This window comes from Mesorhizobium sp. USDA 4775 (genome assembly GCF_054062655.1).
Genome location: NZ_JBSSFM010000001.1, coordinates 5,907,916 through 5,921,402, shown reverse-complemented (window position 1 = coordinate 5,921,402; position 13,487 = coordinate 5,907,916). Strand labels below are relative to the sequence as shown.

General features: G+C 63.5%; 16 protein-coding genes. 9 read left to right on the top strand and 7 right to left on the bottom strand.

The genetic code is table 11. The annotated features are described in order from the left end of the window. Positions 1–7 precede the first annotated feature (7 nt). The 3 genes from ACVILI_RS29145 to ACVILI_RS29135 are packed head-to-tail and all read left to right on the top strand — an operon-like array spanning position 8 to position 2,676. Positions 8–1,891, top strand: a complete 1,884-nt coding sequence (locus ACVILI_RS29145) for an ABC transporter ATP-binding protein (RefSeq protein ID WP_457102689.1) — start codon at positions 8–10, stop codon at positions 1,889–1,891. A 4-nt stretch (positions 1,892–1,895) separates the two neighbouring features. After that, positions 1,896–2,363 carry a GNAT family N-acetyltransferase gene (locus ACVILI_RS29140; RefSeq protein ID WP_051726863.1) on the top strand — a complete coding sequence of 156 codons (468 nt, stop codon included), beginning with the start codon at positions 1,896–1,898 and terminating at the stop codon, positions 2,361–2,363. Between the two features lies 1 nt (position 2,364). After that, on the top strand, positions 2,365–2,676 hold the full coding sequence (locus tag ACVILI_RS29135) for a DUF6665 family protein (protein ID WP_019860676.1): 312 nt from the start codon (positions 2,365–2,367) through the stop codon (positions 2,674–2,676). Here ACVILI_RS29135 and ACVILI_RS29130 read toward each other — a convergent pair. The 3 genes from ACVILI_RS29130 to ACVILI_RS29120 all read right to left on the bottom strand — a co-directional run bounded on the left by ACVILI_RS29130 (position 2,657) and on the right by ACVILI_RS29120 (position 3,958). Then, the gene (locus tag ACVILI_RS29130) at positions 2,657–3,079 is read right to left on the bottom strand and encodes an alpha/beta fold hydrolase (protein WP_457102688.1); all 423 of its coding nucleotides are present in this window, start codon (positions 3,077–3,079) and stop codon (positions 2,657–2,659) included. The two genes, ACVILI_RS29135 and ACVILI_RS29130, sit on opposite strands and share 20 nt — an antisense overlap. Beyond that, the gene (locus tag ACVILI_RS29125) at positions 3,006–3,542 is read right to left on the bottom strand and encodes an alpha/beta fold hydrolase (RefSeq protein WP_457102687.1); all 537 of its coding nucleotides are present in this window, start codon (positions 3,540–3,542) and stop codon (positions 3,006–3,008) included. The genes ACVILI_RS29130 and ACVILI_RS29125 overlap by 74 nt, the downstream gene beginning before the upstream one ends. A 71-nt stretch (positions 3,543–3,613) precedes the next feature. Further along, positions 3,614–3,958, bottom strand: coding sequence for a cupin domain-containing protein (locus ACVILI_RS29120; protein ID WP_019860674.1), 345 nt, complete (start codon positions 3,956–3,958; stop codon positions 3,614–3,616). Positions 3,959–4,273: 315 nt separating this feature from the next. Here ACVILI_RS29120 and petA point away from each other — a divergent pair, with 315 nt between their 5' ends. The 6 genes from petA to ACVILI_RS29090 all read left to right on the top strand — a co-directional run bounded on the left by petA (position 4,274) and on the right by ACVILI_RS29090 (position 9,891). Continuing rightward, positions 4,274–4,834 (top strand): ubiquinol-cytochrome c reductase iron-sulfur subunit, encoded by a 561-nt coding sequence (gene petA, locus ACVILI_RS29115; RefSeq protein WP_010911121.1) that lies wholly within the window; start codon positions 4,274–4,276, stop codon positions 4,832–4,834. Between the two features lie 16 nt (positions 4,835–4,850). After that, on the top strand, positions 4,851–6,152 hold the full coding sequence (locus ACVILI_RS29110) for a cytochrome b (RefSeq protein ID WP_019860673.1): 1,302 nt from the start codon (positions 4,851–4,853) through the stop codon (positions 6,150–6,152). Between the two features lie 27 nt (positions 6,153–6,179). Beyond that, on the top strand, positions 6,180–7,037 hold the full coding sequence (locus ACVILI_RS29105) for a cytochrome c1 (protein ID WP_038649099.1): 858 nt from the start codon (positions 6,180–6,182) through the stop codon (positions 7,035–7,037). 126 nt (positions 7,038–7,163) lie between these two features. Beyond that, positions 7,164–7,859, top strand: coding sequence for an acid phosphatase (locus ACVILI_RS29100; protein ID WP_240564785.1), 696 nt, complete (start codon positions 7,164–7,166; stop codon positions 7,857–7,859). Positions 7,860–8,032: 173 nt separating this feature from the next. Beyond that, positions 8,033–9,178: an alpha-hydroxy acid oxidase gene (locus ACVILI_RS29095; RefSeq protein WP_027047300.1), complete on the top strand. Its 1,146-nt coding sequence runs from the start codon at positions 8,033–8,035 to the stop codon at positions 9,176–9,178. 167 nt (positions 9,179–9,345) lie between these two features. Further along, positions 9,346–9,891 (top strand): adenine phosphoribosyltransferase, encoded by a 546-nt coding sequence (locus ACVILI_RS29090; RefSeq protein ID WP_038653259.1) that lies wholly within the window; start codon positions 9,346–9,348, stop codon positions 9,889–9,891. 143 nt (positions 9,892–10,034) lie between these two features. On the opposite strand, the gene ACVILI_RS29085 is transcribed toward ACVILI_RS29090, so the two are convergent. The 4 genes from ACVILI_RS29085 to ychF form a co-directional block, all read right to left on the bottom strand. Next, the gene (locus ACVILI_RS29085) at positions 10,035–10,508 is read right to left on the bottom strand and encodes a MaoC family dehydratase (protein WP_019860667.1); all 474 of its coding nucleotides are present in this window, start codon (positions 10,506–10,508) and stop codon (positions 10,035–10,037) included. Continuing rightward, a complete protein-coding gene (locus ACVILI_RS29080) occupies positions 10,505–10,975 on the bottom strand; it encodes a MaoC family dehydratase (RefSeq protein WP_038649094.1) in 471 nt (156 codons plus the stop codon). Before ACVILI_RS29080 ends, ACVILI_RS29085 begins: the two co-directional genes overlap by 4 nt. Positions 10,976–11,089: 114 nt before the next feature. Beyond that, positions 11,090–12,064 carry a magnesium/cobalt transporter CorA gene (corA, locus tag ACVILI_RS29075; RefSeq protein WP_038649092.1) on the bottom strand — a complete coding sequence of 325 codons (975 nt, stop codon included), beginning with the start codon at positions 12,062–12,064 and terminating at the stop codon, positions 11,090–11,092. Positions 12,065–12,369: 305 nt separating this feature from the next. Next, complete coding sequence (gene ychF / locus ACVILI_RS29070) at positions 12,370–13,473, bottom strand: redox-regulated ATPase YchF (RefSeq protein WP_019860664.1); 1,104 nt, start codon at positions 13,471–13,473, stop codon at positions 12,370–12,372. Between the last annotated feature and the right edge of the window lie 14 nt (positions 13,474–13,487).

Sequence of the window (13,487 nt, the reverse complement as noted above, 5' to 3'; positions counted from 1 at the left end):
CCGCCGCATGATGACAGCCATCTATCGCTGGTTCGAGAACTGGGTCTATCCGTTCAGGGAGCCGGCGAATCTTCGGCCGCCGTCGAGCGTCGGCGGCTTTCTCTGGCACTATGTCGGCCAGGCGAAGTTCGCCTTCTTTGCCATGCTGGTCATTGGCGGCATCGCGCCGCTGGTCGAGGCCGGCCTGTTCTACTTCGTCGGGCGGCTGGTCGATATACTCGACCAGCTTCCCGGCGAGCGCAGCTGGCACGCGCTGTGGACCGCCGCCGGCCCCGAGCTGGTGTTCATGATCGCGGTCGTGCTGGTCATCCGCACCATCGTCGTCGGCCTGTCGGCACTGGTCGACGAGCAGACGATCACGCCCGGCTTCTACAATCTGGTGCGCTGGCAGGCGCACCGGCATGTGTCGCGCCAGTCCTATGCCTTCTTCCAGAACGATTTCGCCGGCCGTATCGCGACGAAAGTCTGGCAGGCGGGGCAAGCGACCGGCGACCTGATGGAGAGTTTCATCGAAGTCGTCTGGTTCATGGTCGTCTACACGGTGACGACGCTGGCGCTGGTCGCCGGACTGGATCTCAGACTGGCGGTGCTGGTGGTGATCTGGATCTCCGCCTTCGGCTGGCTGGCAAAGCTCTATCTGCCTGCGATCCGCAAACATGCCGAGGCGACCGCCGAGGCCGGCTCGATGATCAATGGCCGCATCGTCGATTCCTATTCCAACGTGCAGACGCTGAAACTGTTCACGGCCGACGGCGACGACCGCTACATCCGGAACGGCTTCGACATTTATCTCGACGCGCTGCGCCCCTTCACCCGCCGGCTGACCGGCGTGCGCATGGCGCTGACGACGCTGTCGGGCATCATGATCACGGCGATCGGTTGTTTTGCCGTCTATCTCTGGGTCGAGGGCTCGATCACCGTCGGTGCGGTCGCCTTCACGCTGTCGCTGGTGCTGCGGCTCAACATGCTGCTTGGCCGGCTGATGATGCAGCTCAACAGTATTCTGCGCAATCTCGGTGTGCTGGAGAATTCCAAGGCGCTGATCTCGCAGCCGCTCGGGCTTGTCGATGCGCCCGACGCCAGGGAGCTTGTCGTGGCCGGCGGTCGCATCGACGTAAAAGGGGTCGAGTTCCACTACGGCAAGGGGTTCGGCGTGCTGAACGGCATCGACCTCGTCGTCAAGCCGGGCGAAAAGGTCGGACTGGTCGGGCCATCGGGTGCCGGCAAGACCACGCTCGCCAATCTGATCCTGCGGCTCTACGACCTGGAGGGCGGGTCGATCACCATCGATGGCCAGAATGTTTCCGACGTGACGCAGAATTCACTGCGCGCCAATATCGGCGTCGTCAGCCAGGACACCGCGCTCTTCCACCGTTCGCTGCGCGACAACATCAAGCTCGGCATGCCTGACGCAACCGACGCCGACGTGATCGCCGCGGCAAAAAAAGCCGAGGCGCACGACTTCATCCTGGGCCTGCGCGACAACCGGGACCGAGCCGGCTACGAGGCCTTTGTCGGCGAGCGCGGCGTGAAACTGTCGGGCGGCCAGCGCCAGCGCGTGGCGATCGCCCGTGTCTTTCTGAAGGACGCGCCGATCCTGATCCTCGACGAGGCGACCTCGGCGCTCGATTCCGACATCGAGGCGGCGATCCAGGAGAATCTCGCTCGGCTGATGGAGGACAAGACGGTTATCGCCATCGCCCACCGGCTGTCGACCATCGCCGCGCTCGACCGTCTTGTGGTGCTGGACGGCGGCCGCATCGGCGAGCAAGGCACGCATGACGAACTGGTGGCGCTCGACGGGCTTTATGCGCGGCTGTGGAAGCGGCAGTCCGGCGGCTTCCTCTATCACGAGGAAAGCGTGCTCGAAGAGACGCGGCCGGCGGAGTAGGCGCATGGGCGGAACGCCGGAAGTCGGTTATGTGCTCAAGCGGCTGCGGCCGACCACGCCGGCCTTCGACAGGCTGAAGGATGAGAGCCGGCTGGAAGGCTACTGGATGCTGGTGCGCCTGGCGGATGGTTGGGCAAGCGGCCGCAACAAGTTCCTGAAGCGGGGCGAGGCGTTGTTCGGGGCGTGGCATGGCGCCGAACTTGCCGGTGTATGCGGGCTGAACATCGATCCCTATGTCGAGGGCAGGGACCAGGGGCGGGTCCGGCACCTGTTCGTCAGCGCGCCTCACCGCCGCGCCGGCCTCGGCCGCATGCTGGTCGAGACCGTCATCGATCGGGCACGCCGCTATTTCACTGCGTTGAACACCCGCGCGCCGCAGGACGCCTTCGGCTTTTATGAAAGGCTTGGCTTCCGGCGCGTGGAAGGCGAAGAATTCGTCACCCACCGCATGCGTTTCGGGAAGGGGAACTGAAATGTCCTTGCGTCCACCATCCCATCTTGCCGGCTCTTCAGCCGCTGAAGCGGCCTTTGACGCGCTTGGCCACGAAATCTTGGCCGAAAAGGCGGCCGCACTTGGCCGTGCCGGCCAAAAGGTCGAGGAAACGCTGGCCAGGTTGCGCGACAATGCAGATGAAGAGTTGCGCCCCAGGCTTCTCAAGGAGGCCGCCGAGGCGGTGCACGGCTATTTCATCCAGCGCGAGCTGTGCGGCTTGCGCAAGCACGATGGCGTCATCCGCGAATACGACATCCCCAGGGCTGTGCTGGTCAGGCTCGGCGCCCGGTAGGCTCGGAGCTTGCGGCGCTGATTTCCGTATGGAATCGCGCCAGGCGGATGGCGAGCGCTTCGGGATTCTCGTCGGCGACGAAGTGCCCGCTGTCGGCGATGATGTCGCCCACGACTTTTGAGAGCCCGGCCGCCCGCAGGCCATCGACATAGTCGCCGATCTCGCCGGGCTCGGCCGCACCCCTCAGATACAGCACCGGAACCGCGATCGGCTTGCCGGCCCACTTGGCATTGGCCTCGGCATCCTCGGGGAAGGCGCGATACCAGCCGAAACCGGCCTGGAGGCTTTCGGACCGGGAATAGGCCCTTGCGTAGATTTCCCTGGCATCGTCAGCGATCGAGGCCCCGTCCTTCGAAAGCACATTGAAGAAGAAGTCGAAATAGGCGCTCTGATGGCCGCTCACCAGCGTTTCCGGCAAGGCTGGAACGGCATGGAATGCAAAGTGCCAGATCCGCGGATTGCGAATGACCTTCTCCCAATGGCGCTACGCCTGGAATGACGACATCCATGATCACCGCGCCGGACAGAATCTCCGGATGGTCGCGCAACAGGGCGAATACGATCTGGCCGCCGACATCATGGCCGGCAACCACCAGGTGCCGCAGCCCGCAAGCTTCGGCGACGCCTCTCATCAGCCTTGCCAGGGTCCGCTTGTCGCCGGCCCGGGGCATGCCTTGCGAGCCACCGATGCAGGGCAGGTCGGGGGCGACGACCCGGTAGTCGGCTGCCAGCCGGCTGATCACCCGTTCGAACGCGTAGGAGCTTTGCGGCCATCCATGCAGCAGGAGGAATGCCGGCGCTTCGGGCGGACCCGCCTCGCGGATGGCAATGCTCAGCCCTTCGATTTCGACGGTCGAGATTTGCATGTCCTGATCCTGCCGACTGCCTATGCCATAGATCTAGTCGGCAATCGGGAAATCGACAGGGCTATCAACCGTCACTCGAGCCACTTCGTGATGAACGTGCCGTTCTCGTGAATGTCGGTCGTTTCCAGCGGACCCGGACCGAGATTGGTGAATTTGTGCGGCGTGTGGGGTGGCACGATGACAATCTGGCCGGCGGAAGCCTCGATTTCCTTGTCGCCCACGGTAAACAGGCCAGTGCCCTGGCGGATGATGAAGATCTCGCTGTAAGGGTGGGAATGCAGCCGCGGGCCGCCGCCTTCATCAGGCAGGTAGTTGAAGATCAGGCAGGAGTTGGAGCCGTAGGCGCCGCCTTGCAGCTCGCCCTTCCAGTGGTCGGAGCGAACCGCCCATTCCTCACGGTCTATGACGTGTGCCATGCCCGGGAGGATAGATCACACCGGCGCCCTGTGTCGAGGCAAGCTGGAGCCCTTGGATTTACGGTTGTTTCCCGGTTGTTTAGCCGCCTTTTGCGGCCATTCCCCGTCCCGCCGGACAATAGGGGATTTTGTCCCCGCGACAATCTGCCCTTGTGCCTTGACCCGTCTGGACAAAAACGGGCTTCACGCATAAACCGAAGTCCAAATGCCGGAGGAATTCGCTAGCCTGTTCGCCATGCGCTGTCGGGTTGGCGTGATTGAGCGGGGAACAAGGCTCGGCCACCGGCGCGGAAGAGGCGAAAGGATCAGGCACCCGTGAGCGCAACCGATATCCACGATCCCAATCGTCGAGATTTTCTTTATGTCGCCACGGGCATGGCTGCCGTGGTCGGGGCCGGCGCCGTCGCCTGGCCTTTCATCGACCAGATGCGCCCCGATGCCTCCACGCTGGCGCTCGCCTCGGTGGAAGTCGATGTCGCCTCGCTGACGCCTGGCATGTCGCTGATCGTCAAGTGGCGCGGCAAGCCGGTCGTGGTGCGCAACCGCACCGAAAAGGAAATGAAGGACGGCGAGGCCGTCAACCTCTCCGATCTCAAGGATCCGATCGCCCGCAACGCCAATCTGCCGGCCGATGCGCCGGCGACCGACGCCAACCGCACCACGCCCGGCAAGGAAGCCTGGATGGTGATGGTTCAGGTCTGCACGCATCTGGGCTGCATCCCGCTCGGCCAGGAAGGCGATTTCGGCGGCTGGTTCTGCCCGTGCCACGGTTCGCAGTACGACACGGCCGGCCGCATCCGCAAAGGCCCGGCGCCCGAGAACATGGCTGTGCCGGTATTCAAATTCATTTCCGATACCAAGATCCTTATCGGTTGAGGCAGGGGATATTTCGATGAGCGAGGGACACTCGACCTATACGCCCAAGACCGGTATCGAACGCTGGTTCGACGCCCGCATGCCGCTGCCGCGGATGGTCTACGACAGCTTCATCGCCTATCCGGTGCCGCGCAACCTCAACTATGCGTGGACCTTTGGCGGCATCCTGGCGATCATGCTGGTGGCGCAGATCCTGACCGGCATCGTGCTGGCCATGCACTACACGGCCGACACCAATCTCGCCTTCGGCTCCGTCGAAAAGATCATGCGTGACGTCAACTCCGGCTGGCTGTTGCGCTATATGCATGCCAACGGCGCCTCGTTCTTCTTCATCGCTGTCTACATCCACATCTTCCGTGGCCTCTATTACGGCTCCTACAAGGCGCCGCGCGAGTTGCTGTGGATCCTGGGCTGCATCATCTATCTCCTGATGATGGCGACCGGCTTCATGGGCTATGTGCTGCCATGGGGGCAGATGAGCTTCTGGGGCGCCACCGTCATCACCGGCTTCTTCAGCGCCATTCCGCTGGTCGGCGACTGGATCCAGCAGCTGCTGCTCGGCGGCTTTGCCGTCGACAACCCGACGCTGAACCGCTTCTTCGCGCTGCACTACCTCTTGCCGTTCATGATTGCCGGCGTCGTCGTGCTGCACGTCTGGGCACTGCATGTGGTGGGCCAGTCGAACCCGACCGGCATCGAGGTCAAGTCGAAGACCGACACCGTCGCTTTCACGCCCTACGCGACCATCAAGGACGCGTTCGGCATGATCGTGTTCCTGTTCTTCTTCGCCTATTTCGTCTTCTACCTGCCGAACTATCTCGGCCATCCGGACAATTACACGGTCGCCAACCCGCTGAAGACCCCGGCCCATATCGTTCCGGAATGGTACTTCCTGCCGTTCTACGCGATCCTGCGCGCCATCACCTTCAACATCGGGCCGATCAATTCCAAGCTCGGCGGCGTGCTGTGCATGTTTGGCGCCATCGTCATGCTGTTTCTGGTACCTTGGCTCGACACCTCCAAGGTGCGTTCGGCGGTCTACCGGCCCTGGTACAAGCTGTTCTTCTGGCTGTTCGTGGCCGATGCCATCCTGCTGGGCTGGCTGGGCTCGCAGCCGGCGGAAGGCAGCTATGTGTTCATGGCGCAGATGGCGACGCTGTTCTACTTCGCCTTCTTCCTGGTCGCGCTGCCGGTGCTTGGCCTGATCGAGACGCCGCGCAGGCTGCCGAACTCGATCACCGAGGCGGTGCTCGAAAAGAACAAGGGCGGCAGTGGGCATCCGGCGGGCGCCACGGCCGCGCCAGAGACCAAGGGCTGAGCGGTAGAGAATCTAAGGGGATTTGGCATGAAAAAGATTCTCACCTCGCTGGCGCTGGTCGGCCTTGTGGCTGCCGGCACCGCAGCGTTCGCGGCCGAAGAGGCGCACAATGCGGCGGCACCCACGCATTTCCCGATCAACGAGCCGAAGGAAATGAGCTGGAGCTTCACCGGCCCGTTCGGCACCTATGACAAGGCGCAGCTGCAGCGCGGTCTGAAGGTCTACAAGGAAGTCTGCTCGGCCTGCCATTCGATGAACCTGGTGGCGTTCCGCACGCTGTCGGACCTCGGCTACAACGATGCCCAGATCAAGACGCTGGCCGCCGAATACACCATCCATGACGGCCCCAACGACGCCGGCGACATGTTCGACCGTCCCGGCAAGCCGTCCGACCATTTCCCGGCGCCGTTCGCCAATGAGGAAGCCGCGGCTGCCTCCAATGGTGGCGCCGCCCCGCCCGACATGTCGCTGCTGGCCAAGGCGCGCGGCGTCGAGCGTGGCTTTCCGCAGTTCGTCTTCGATATCTTCACCCAGTATGACGCGGGCGGGCCAGACTACATCCATTCGCTGCTGACCGGCTACGACCAGACGCCGCCTGCCGGAATGGTCATTCCCGAGGGCACGCACTACAACCCGTACTTCATGTCGGGTGTGTCGTTGAAGATGCCCAAGCCGCTCTCCGACGGTCAGGTGACCTATGACGACGGCTCGCCGCAGACCGTCGACCAGTATTCGCGCGACGTATCGGCCTTCCTGACCTGGGCCGCCGAGCCGCACATGGAAGACCGCAAGAAGACGGGCTTCCGCGTGCTGGTGTTCCTGCTGCTCTTCGGCGCGCTGGTCTACCTGACCAAGCGCAAGGTGTGGGAAGGCGTGGCCCACTAAGCCGCGCAACCAACGACCAAGAAAGGCGCCGAAAGGCGCCTTTTTGCATTTCCGGCGACAGGTTGTGTCACATGGCCGTCACCGCCAACGGCGATCCTGCGCCATTCCCAACAAAGGATCGCACCCATGAAGAAATTCACATCGCTGACCGCCGGTCTGCTGTTGCTGGTCATCGGCTCGGCCGCCCGGGCCGAAGACGCAAAACCCTTCGTCACGAACAAAGACATCGACCTAACGATGATCCTGCCGCCGCCACCGGCAAACGATTCGGCGCAGACCAAGGCCGAACTCGGCGAGGTGCTGACGCTGCAGGTGACGCGCACGCCCGAGATGGCAGCCAGCGCCGTTGCCGACTCCGAGGAGAATGTCTGGCGCTTCGCCAATGTGATGGGGCCGAATTTCAACAAGGAGAAGCTGCCGAAATTCAGCGCCTTCTTCGATCGCGTGGTCGAGACCGAAGGCGCTGTCGTCGATCCGGCCAAGGATGTCTGGAAGCGGCCGCGTCCGCATCAGCTCAGCGATCTCGTCAAGCCGGCGGTCAAGCTGTCGAGCTCCGGCTCGTGGCCGTCCGGCCACGCCACCGTCGGCACCATGATGGGCATCATCCTGGCCGACATGGTTCCGGAGAAGCGCGCCGAGATCATGGCGCGCGCGGCCGAATACGCCCACAACCGTGAGGTTGGCGGTATCCACTATGCGTCCGACGTAGAAATGGGCAAGATTTCCGGCAGCGTCATTGCCGCGGTCCTGCTCAACCGCGACGACTTCAAGGCCGAATATGAAGTGGCCAGGGCAGAGCTTCGTTCCGATCTCGGCATGTAATCTTCGTCAGCAGTCGGCTTCGATGCGAGGGGCGCTTCAGGCGCCCCTTTTCTTCTCACGGCCATGCTCGGCGGCAGTTCAGCAATTAGTCCGTTGGCAGGGCTGCATCGGATTGATATTCGAGGCATCGAAGGGCGGCGAATGTTGGCCCGCCACGGCCTTGGAAATCGATGATGCGACTCAACGACTGTCATAACTTTTCCGATTTCCGCCGCATGGCGCAGCGAAGGCTGCCGGGCCCGATCTTCGACTACATCGATGGCGCGGCCGACGATGAGGTCACCTATCGCCGCAACACCGAAAGCTTCGAGACCTGCGACCTCGTTCCCAACGTGCTGCGCGGGGTGGGCGAGATCGACATGTCGGTGACGGTGATGGGGCAGAAGCTGGCGATGCCGTTCTATTGCTCGCCGACCGCCCTGCAGCGACTGTTCCACCATCAGGGCGAGCGCGCGGTGGCCAAGGCCGCCGCCAAATACGGCACCATGTTCGGTGTCTCTTCGCTTGGCACCGTCAGCCTCGAGGAGGCGCGCGGGATCAGCGCCAGTCCGCAGGTCTACCAGTTCTATTTCCACCGGGATCGCGGCCTCAACCGGGCGATGATGCAGCGGGCGAAGCAAGTTGGCGTCGAGGTGATGATGCTGACCGTCGACAGCATCACCGGGGGCAATCGCGAGCGCGACAAGCGCACCGGCTTTGCCATTCCCTTCAAGCTCAACCTCGCGGGGATGGCGCAGTTCGCGCTCAAGCCGGCCTGGGCGATCAATTATTTCACCCATGAGGGGTTCAAGCTGCCGCAGCTCGACGAGCATGTCGACATGGGCGGCGGCACGATGTCGATCAGCCGCTATTTCACCGAAATGCTCGACCCGTCGATGACCTGGGACGATGTCGCCGAGATGGTCAGGCAGTGGTCGGGGCCGTTCTGCCTCAAGGGCGTCATGTCGGTCGAGGACGCCAAACGCGCCGTCGAGATCGGCTGCAGCGGCATTGTGCTTTCCAATCATGGCGGCCGGCAGCTGGATGGCTCGCGGGCGGCATTCGACCAGTTGGCCGAGATCGTCGATGCCGTCGGCGACCGGATCGACGTCATCATGGATGGCGGCGTGCAGCGCGGCACGCATGTGCTGAAGGCGCTGTCGCTCGGCGCCAAGGCGGTTGGCATCGGCCGTTACTATCTGTTTCCGCTGGCGGCGGCCGGCCAGCCGGGTGTCGAACGGGCGCTTGAACAGATGCGGGTCGAGATCGAACGCGGCATGAAGCTGATGGGCTGCAGTTCGATCGGACAATTGTCGCGCGAGAACCTGCGCTTCCGGTGACCAGGAGAGCATCGGCGCGGACGGTCACTGCGCCGGTCCAGGCCAATCCTTTGCCGGACGCGCTTGTCTCGGCCGCCACATCGCGCTAGCCGTTGTCGGTCGCGGCGGGCTACGATCTGCCTCCCGCACGTTTCAAACCTGTCAGCTGGATCATCCGGAGCCGCCTCATGAAACCTTCGCTCGAAGACACGCTGCTGGCCGCGATCCGCACCATCCCGGATTATCCCAAGCCCGGCATCCTGTTTCGCGACATCACCACGCTGCTCGGCAATGCGCGCGCCTTCCGGCGCGCTATCGACGAACTGGTGCATCCCTATGCCGGCCAGAAGGTCGACAAGATCGCCGGTATCGAGGCGCGCGGCTTTATCCTGGGTGGCGCCGTCGCTCACCAGCTTTCAGCCGGCTTCGTGCCGATCCGCAAGAAGGGCAAGCTGCCTTTCGAGACGGTGCGCGTCGCCTACAGCCTGGAATACGGGCTGGACGAAATGGAGATGCACAAGGACGGCATTTCCCCTAGCGAAAAGGTGATCCTGGTCGACGACCTGATCGCCACTGGCGGCACCGCGGAAGCGGCGGTGAAGCTGCTGCGCCAGATCGGCGCCGATATCCTGGCTGCCTGCTTCGTCATTGACCTGCCGGACCTCGGCGGTCGCGCCAAGCTCGAGGCGCTTGGCGTGCCGGTCAGGACACTGATCGGGTTCGAGGGGCATTGAGGCAGCAAAATACTGCACGGAGACAAGTACGGGGTCGAGCTTGATGTCCGCGGCCTGCCGGGTCCCCGCTGCTTCGCAGCGTCCCCGCGTTCGTCAGCCTTTCATCGTGCCACTGGCACGATGAATTCGCTTACGCGAACCGGCTACTCACCCACCTTCACCAGCACGGCGCTTTCAAACTCCAGCACCTTGTCGCCGGTCGAATCGAACGCTTCCGCGCGCAGCGACAGCATTCGCCAGCCGGGGCGCGAGGCGATGGCGCGATGGGACAGCGCGGTGCGGCTGAAGGTGATGGTCTCGCCGGCATGGACCGGCTTCAGCCACTTAAGGTTCTTGAAACCGGGCGAGGGGCCGAATTCCGGGACCGGGCCGGGGCCGTTCCAGCTGGCCCCCTCGGCATCCATGCTCGCTTCGAGGTTGAGCTTCATCCAGGTGGCGGCGGTGTGCCAGCCGGAGGCGCAGAGCCCGCCGAGCACGCTCTTCCTGGCAGCCTCCTCGTCGATATGGAAGATCTGCGGGTCGTATTTGCGGGCGAACGCCTTGATCGCCTCGGGTTCGAATGTGTGCGAGCCCAGCGTCACCGTGGTGCCGATGCGGAAGAATTCATCCAAGGTCATGCCTGATACCCCTCGGCATCGCGCGTCAGGAACATGACGGAATTCTCAAGCTCGAAGACGCTTTCGCCGCGCTGGTTGACCAGCTCGCTGCGCATGGTGATGAAGCCCAGTTGCGGTTTCGATCGCGACAGGCGTTTGGCCAGGACAACCAAATTGCCTCTGAGCGTATCGCCGGCCAGGACCGGTTTCTTCCACTTGACCTGGTCGACGCCGGGCGCGCCCTGGCAGGTGGAGTCCAGGAGGAAGGCATCGCACAGCATGCGCATGAACATGGCGCAGGTGTGCCAGCCCGAGGCCGAGAGGCCGCCGAGGATGCTGGCCTTGCCGGCTTCCTCGTCGAGATGCATCGGCTGGGCATCGAATTCACTGGCGAACTCGATGATCTCGGCCGCACTCACCTGTTTCGTGCCGAGGTCGAACGAGGCGCCCTCGACGAAATCCTCATAGGCCCATGTCTTTGCGGTCATGTCGGCAATCCGGCTAAATCCCAGGGATCCGGCAACCCGGATGCAGGCCGGCAGCGATTTGGTCAAGTCCTTTCTGGTGAGCCAGGCTGAGGGCGCGGCTGCCCGTCGCGGCGCTCAGAGCCAGCCGCGGCGGCGGAAATACCAGAAGGGCAGGATCGCCGACAGGATCATCAGGCCGATGGCGAAGGGATAGCCAAGCTCCCATTTCAGCTCGGGAATGACGTCGAAGTTCATGCCGTAGATCGAGGCGACCAGTGTCGGCGGCAGGAAGATGACGGCGGCGACCGAGAAGATCTTGATGATGGCGTTCTGCTCGATCGAGATCATGCCGAGCGTGGCGTCGAGCAGGAAGGAGATCTTCTGCGACAGGAAGGTGGCGTGGTCGGCGAGCGACAGCACGTCGCGCGACAGGGTCTTGATGCGGGCGCGGACATCCTTGCTCATCTTGGTCTGGGTCGCGACATGGGCGAGGAAGCCGGCAAGGCGCTGCAGCGAGATCAGGCTGTCGCGCACGGACGAGGCGATGTCTTCCTTGCGGCCGATGGCCTTCAAAAGCTCCTGGAAGTCGCGGTTGCGCTTCGACACCTTGGTCGAGCGTGCCTCGAAAATGTCGCGCGAAATCGCCTCGATGTCGCGGCCGGCGCGTTCGAGGATGTCGGCGAGACGGTCGACGATCGCCTCCAGCAGGCCGATCAGGATGGTGTCGCCACTGGTGCAGCCGGTCGCCACTTTCTCGGCGCGCAGCGGGAAGGTCTTGAAGGCCTTCGGCTCATGGTAGCGAATGGTGATCAGCCTTTTGCCGGCAAGCGCGAAGGTGACCGGCGACATCAGGGGATCGTCGACCTCGGTCTGGGCAGGCAAAGTGGCGGTCATGAAGTAGGCGCCATCCTCGATATAGAGACGGCTGGAAATCTCGATCTCCTCCATCTCCTCGCGGGTCGGGATGGCGACGCCGAGCCAGCTCTCGATGGTGGCTTCTTCTTCCTTGGTCGGACTGATCAGGTCGGCCCAGACGACCCTGTCGCTATCGGCCAGCAGGTTGTCGACGACGCGCAAGCGATCATTGTCCACGACAAATGCCTTGATCATCGCCAGATCTCCCCTGCGAAGGTTCGGATTGCGCGTCGTGTCGGATTGCACGGCTCTTCGTCGTGTGCGCGACCGTGTGGCAGCCGCTTAGACCCGTGCCATGACAAAATCAAGACAAGCCCTGGAGCCGGGCCGGGATCGGGTGCTCAGAAGAACTCGTCGAGCAGCCGATACCGGGAAAGCTTCGCCGGCTCGGTTTCCGGCGGCCCGTACCGTTGGAGAAGAGGCACTATCCAGGCCTCTGCGAGATTGTAGCGGATGCTCCGGCAGGCGAGCGCCAGATCCTGGTGGCGATCCGCCAGGCGTCAGGTATTGAACTTGAACAGCATGATGTCGCCGTCCTGGACGACATATTCCTTGCCTTCGTCGCGCGCCTTGCCGGCTTCCTTGGCCGCCACTTCGCCGCCCAGCGTGACGAAGTCGTTATAGGCGATGGTCTGGGCGCGGATGAAGCCGCGTTCGAAATCGGTGTGGATGACGCCGGCCGCCTGCGGGGCCTTGTCGCCCTTGTGGATGGTCCAGGCGCGCGTCTCCTTCGGCCCGACGGTGAAATAGGTGATGAGATGCAAAAGCTCATAACCGGCGCGGATGACCTTGTTGAGCCCCGGCTCGTCGAGGCCGAGCGAGGACAGGAATTCCATCTCTTCCTCGTCGGAGAGCTGGGCGACTTCGGCCTCGATCGCGGCCGAGATCACCACGGTGCCGGCGCCTTGCGCGGCGGCCATCTTTTCCACGGCCCTGGTGTGCTCGTTGCCGGTCGCGGCATCGGCCTCGGCGACATTGCAGACATAGAGCACGGGGTGCGAGGTCAGCAGGTTCAAGCCCTGCAGGATGCGCAAATCCTCGGCCGAGATGCCCTTGAGCAGGATGCGGGTCGGCTTGCCGGCCTGCAGCAGTTCGAGTGCCGCCTCCATCATCGGCAGCACGGTCGTTGCTTCCTTGTCCTTGCTGCCGGCGCGCTTACGGATCTGGACGATGCGGCGCTCGAGGCTGTCGAGGTCGGCGAGCATCAGCTCGGTCTCGACCGTCTCGGCGTCGGCGACGGGGTCGATGCGGCCCTCGACATGGGTGATGTCGTCATCCTCGAAGCAGCGCAACACATGCACGATGGCGTCGACCTCGCGGATGTTGGCGAGGAACTGGTTGCCCAGCCCTTCGCCCTTCGAGGCGCCGCGCACCAGGCCGGCAATGTCGACGAAGGAGATGCGGGTCGGGATGATCTCCTTGGACTTGCCGATGGCCGCGATCTTCTGCAGGCGCGGGTCGGGCACCGCCACCTCGCCGGTGTTCGGTTCGATGGTGCAGAACGGATAGTTGGCGGCCTGAGCCGCCGCCGTCCTGGTCAGCGCGTTGAAGAGCGTCGACTTGCCGACGTTGGGCAAGCCAACGATGCCGCATTTGAAACCCATTTTGTCCAGTCCTA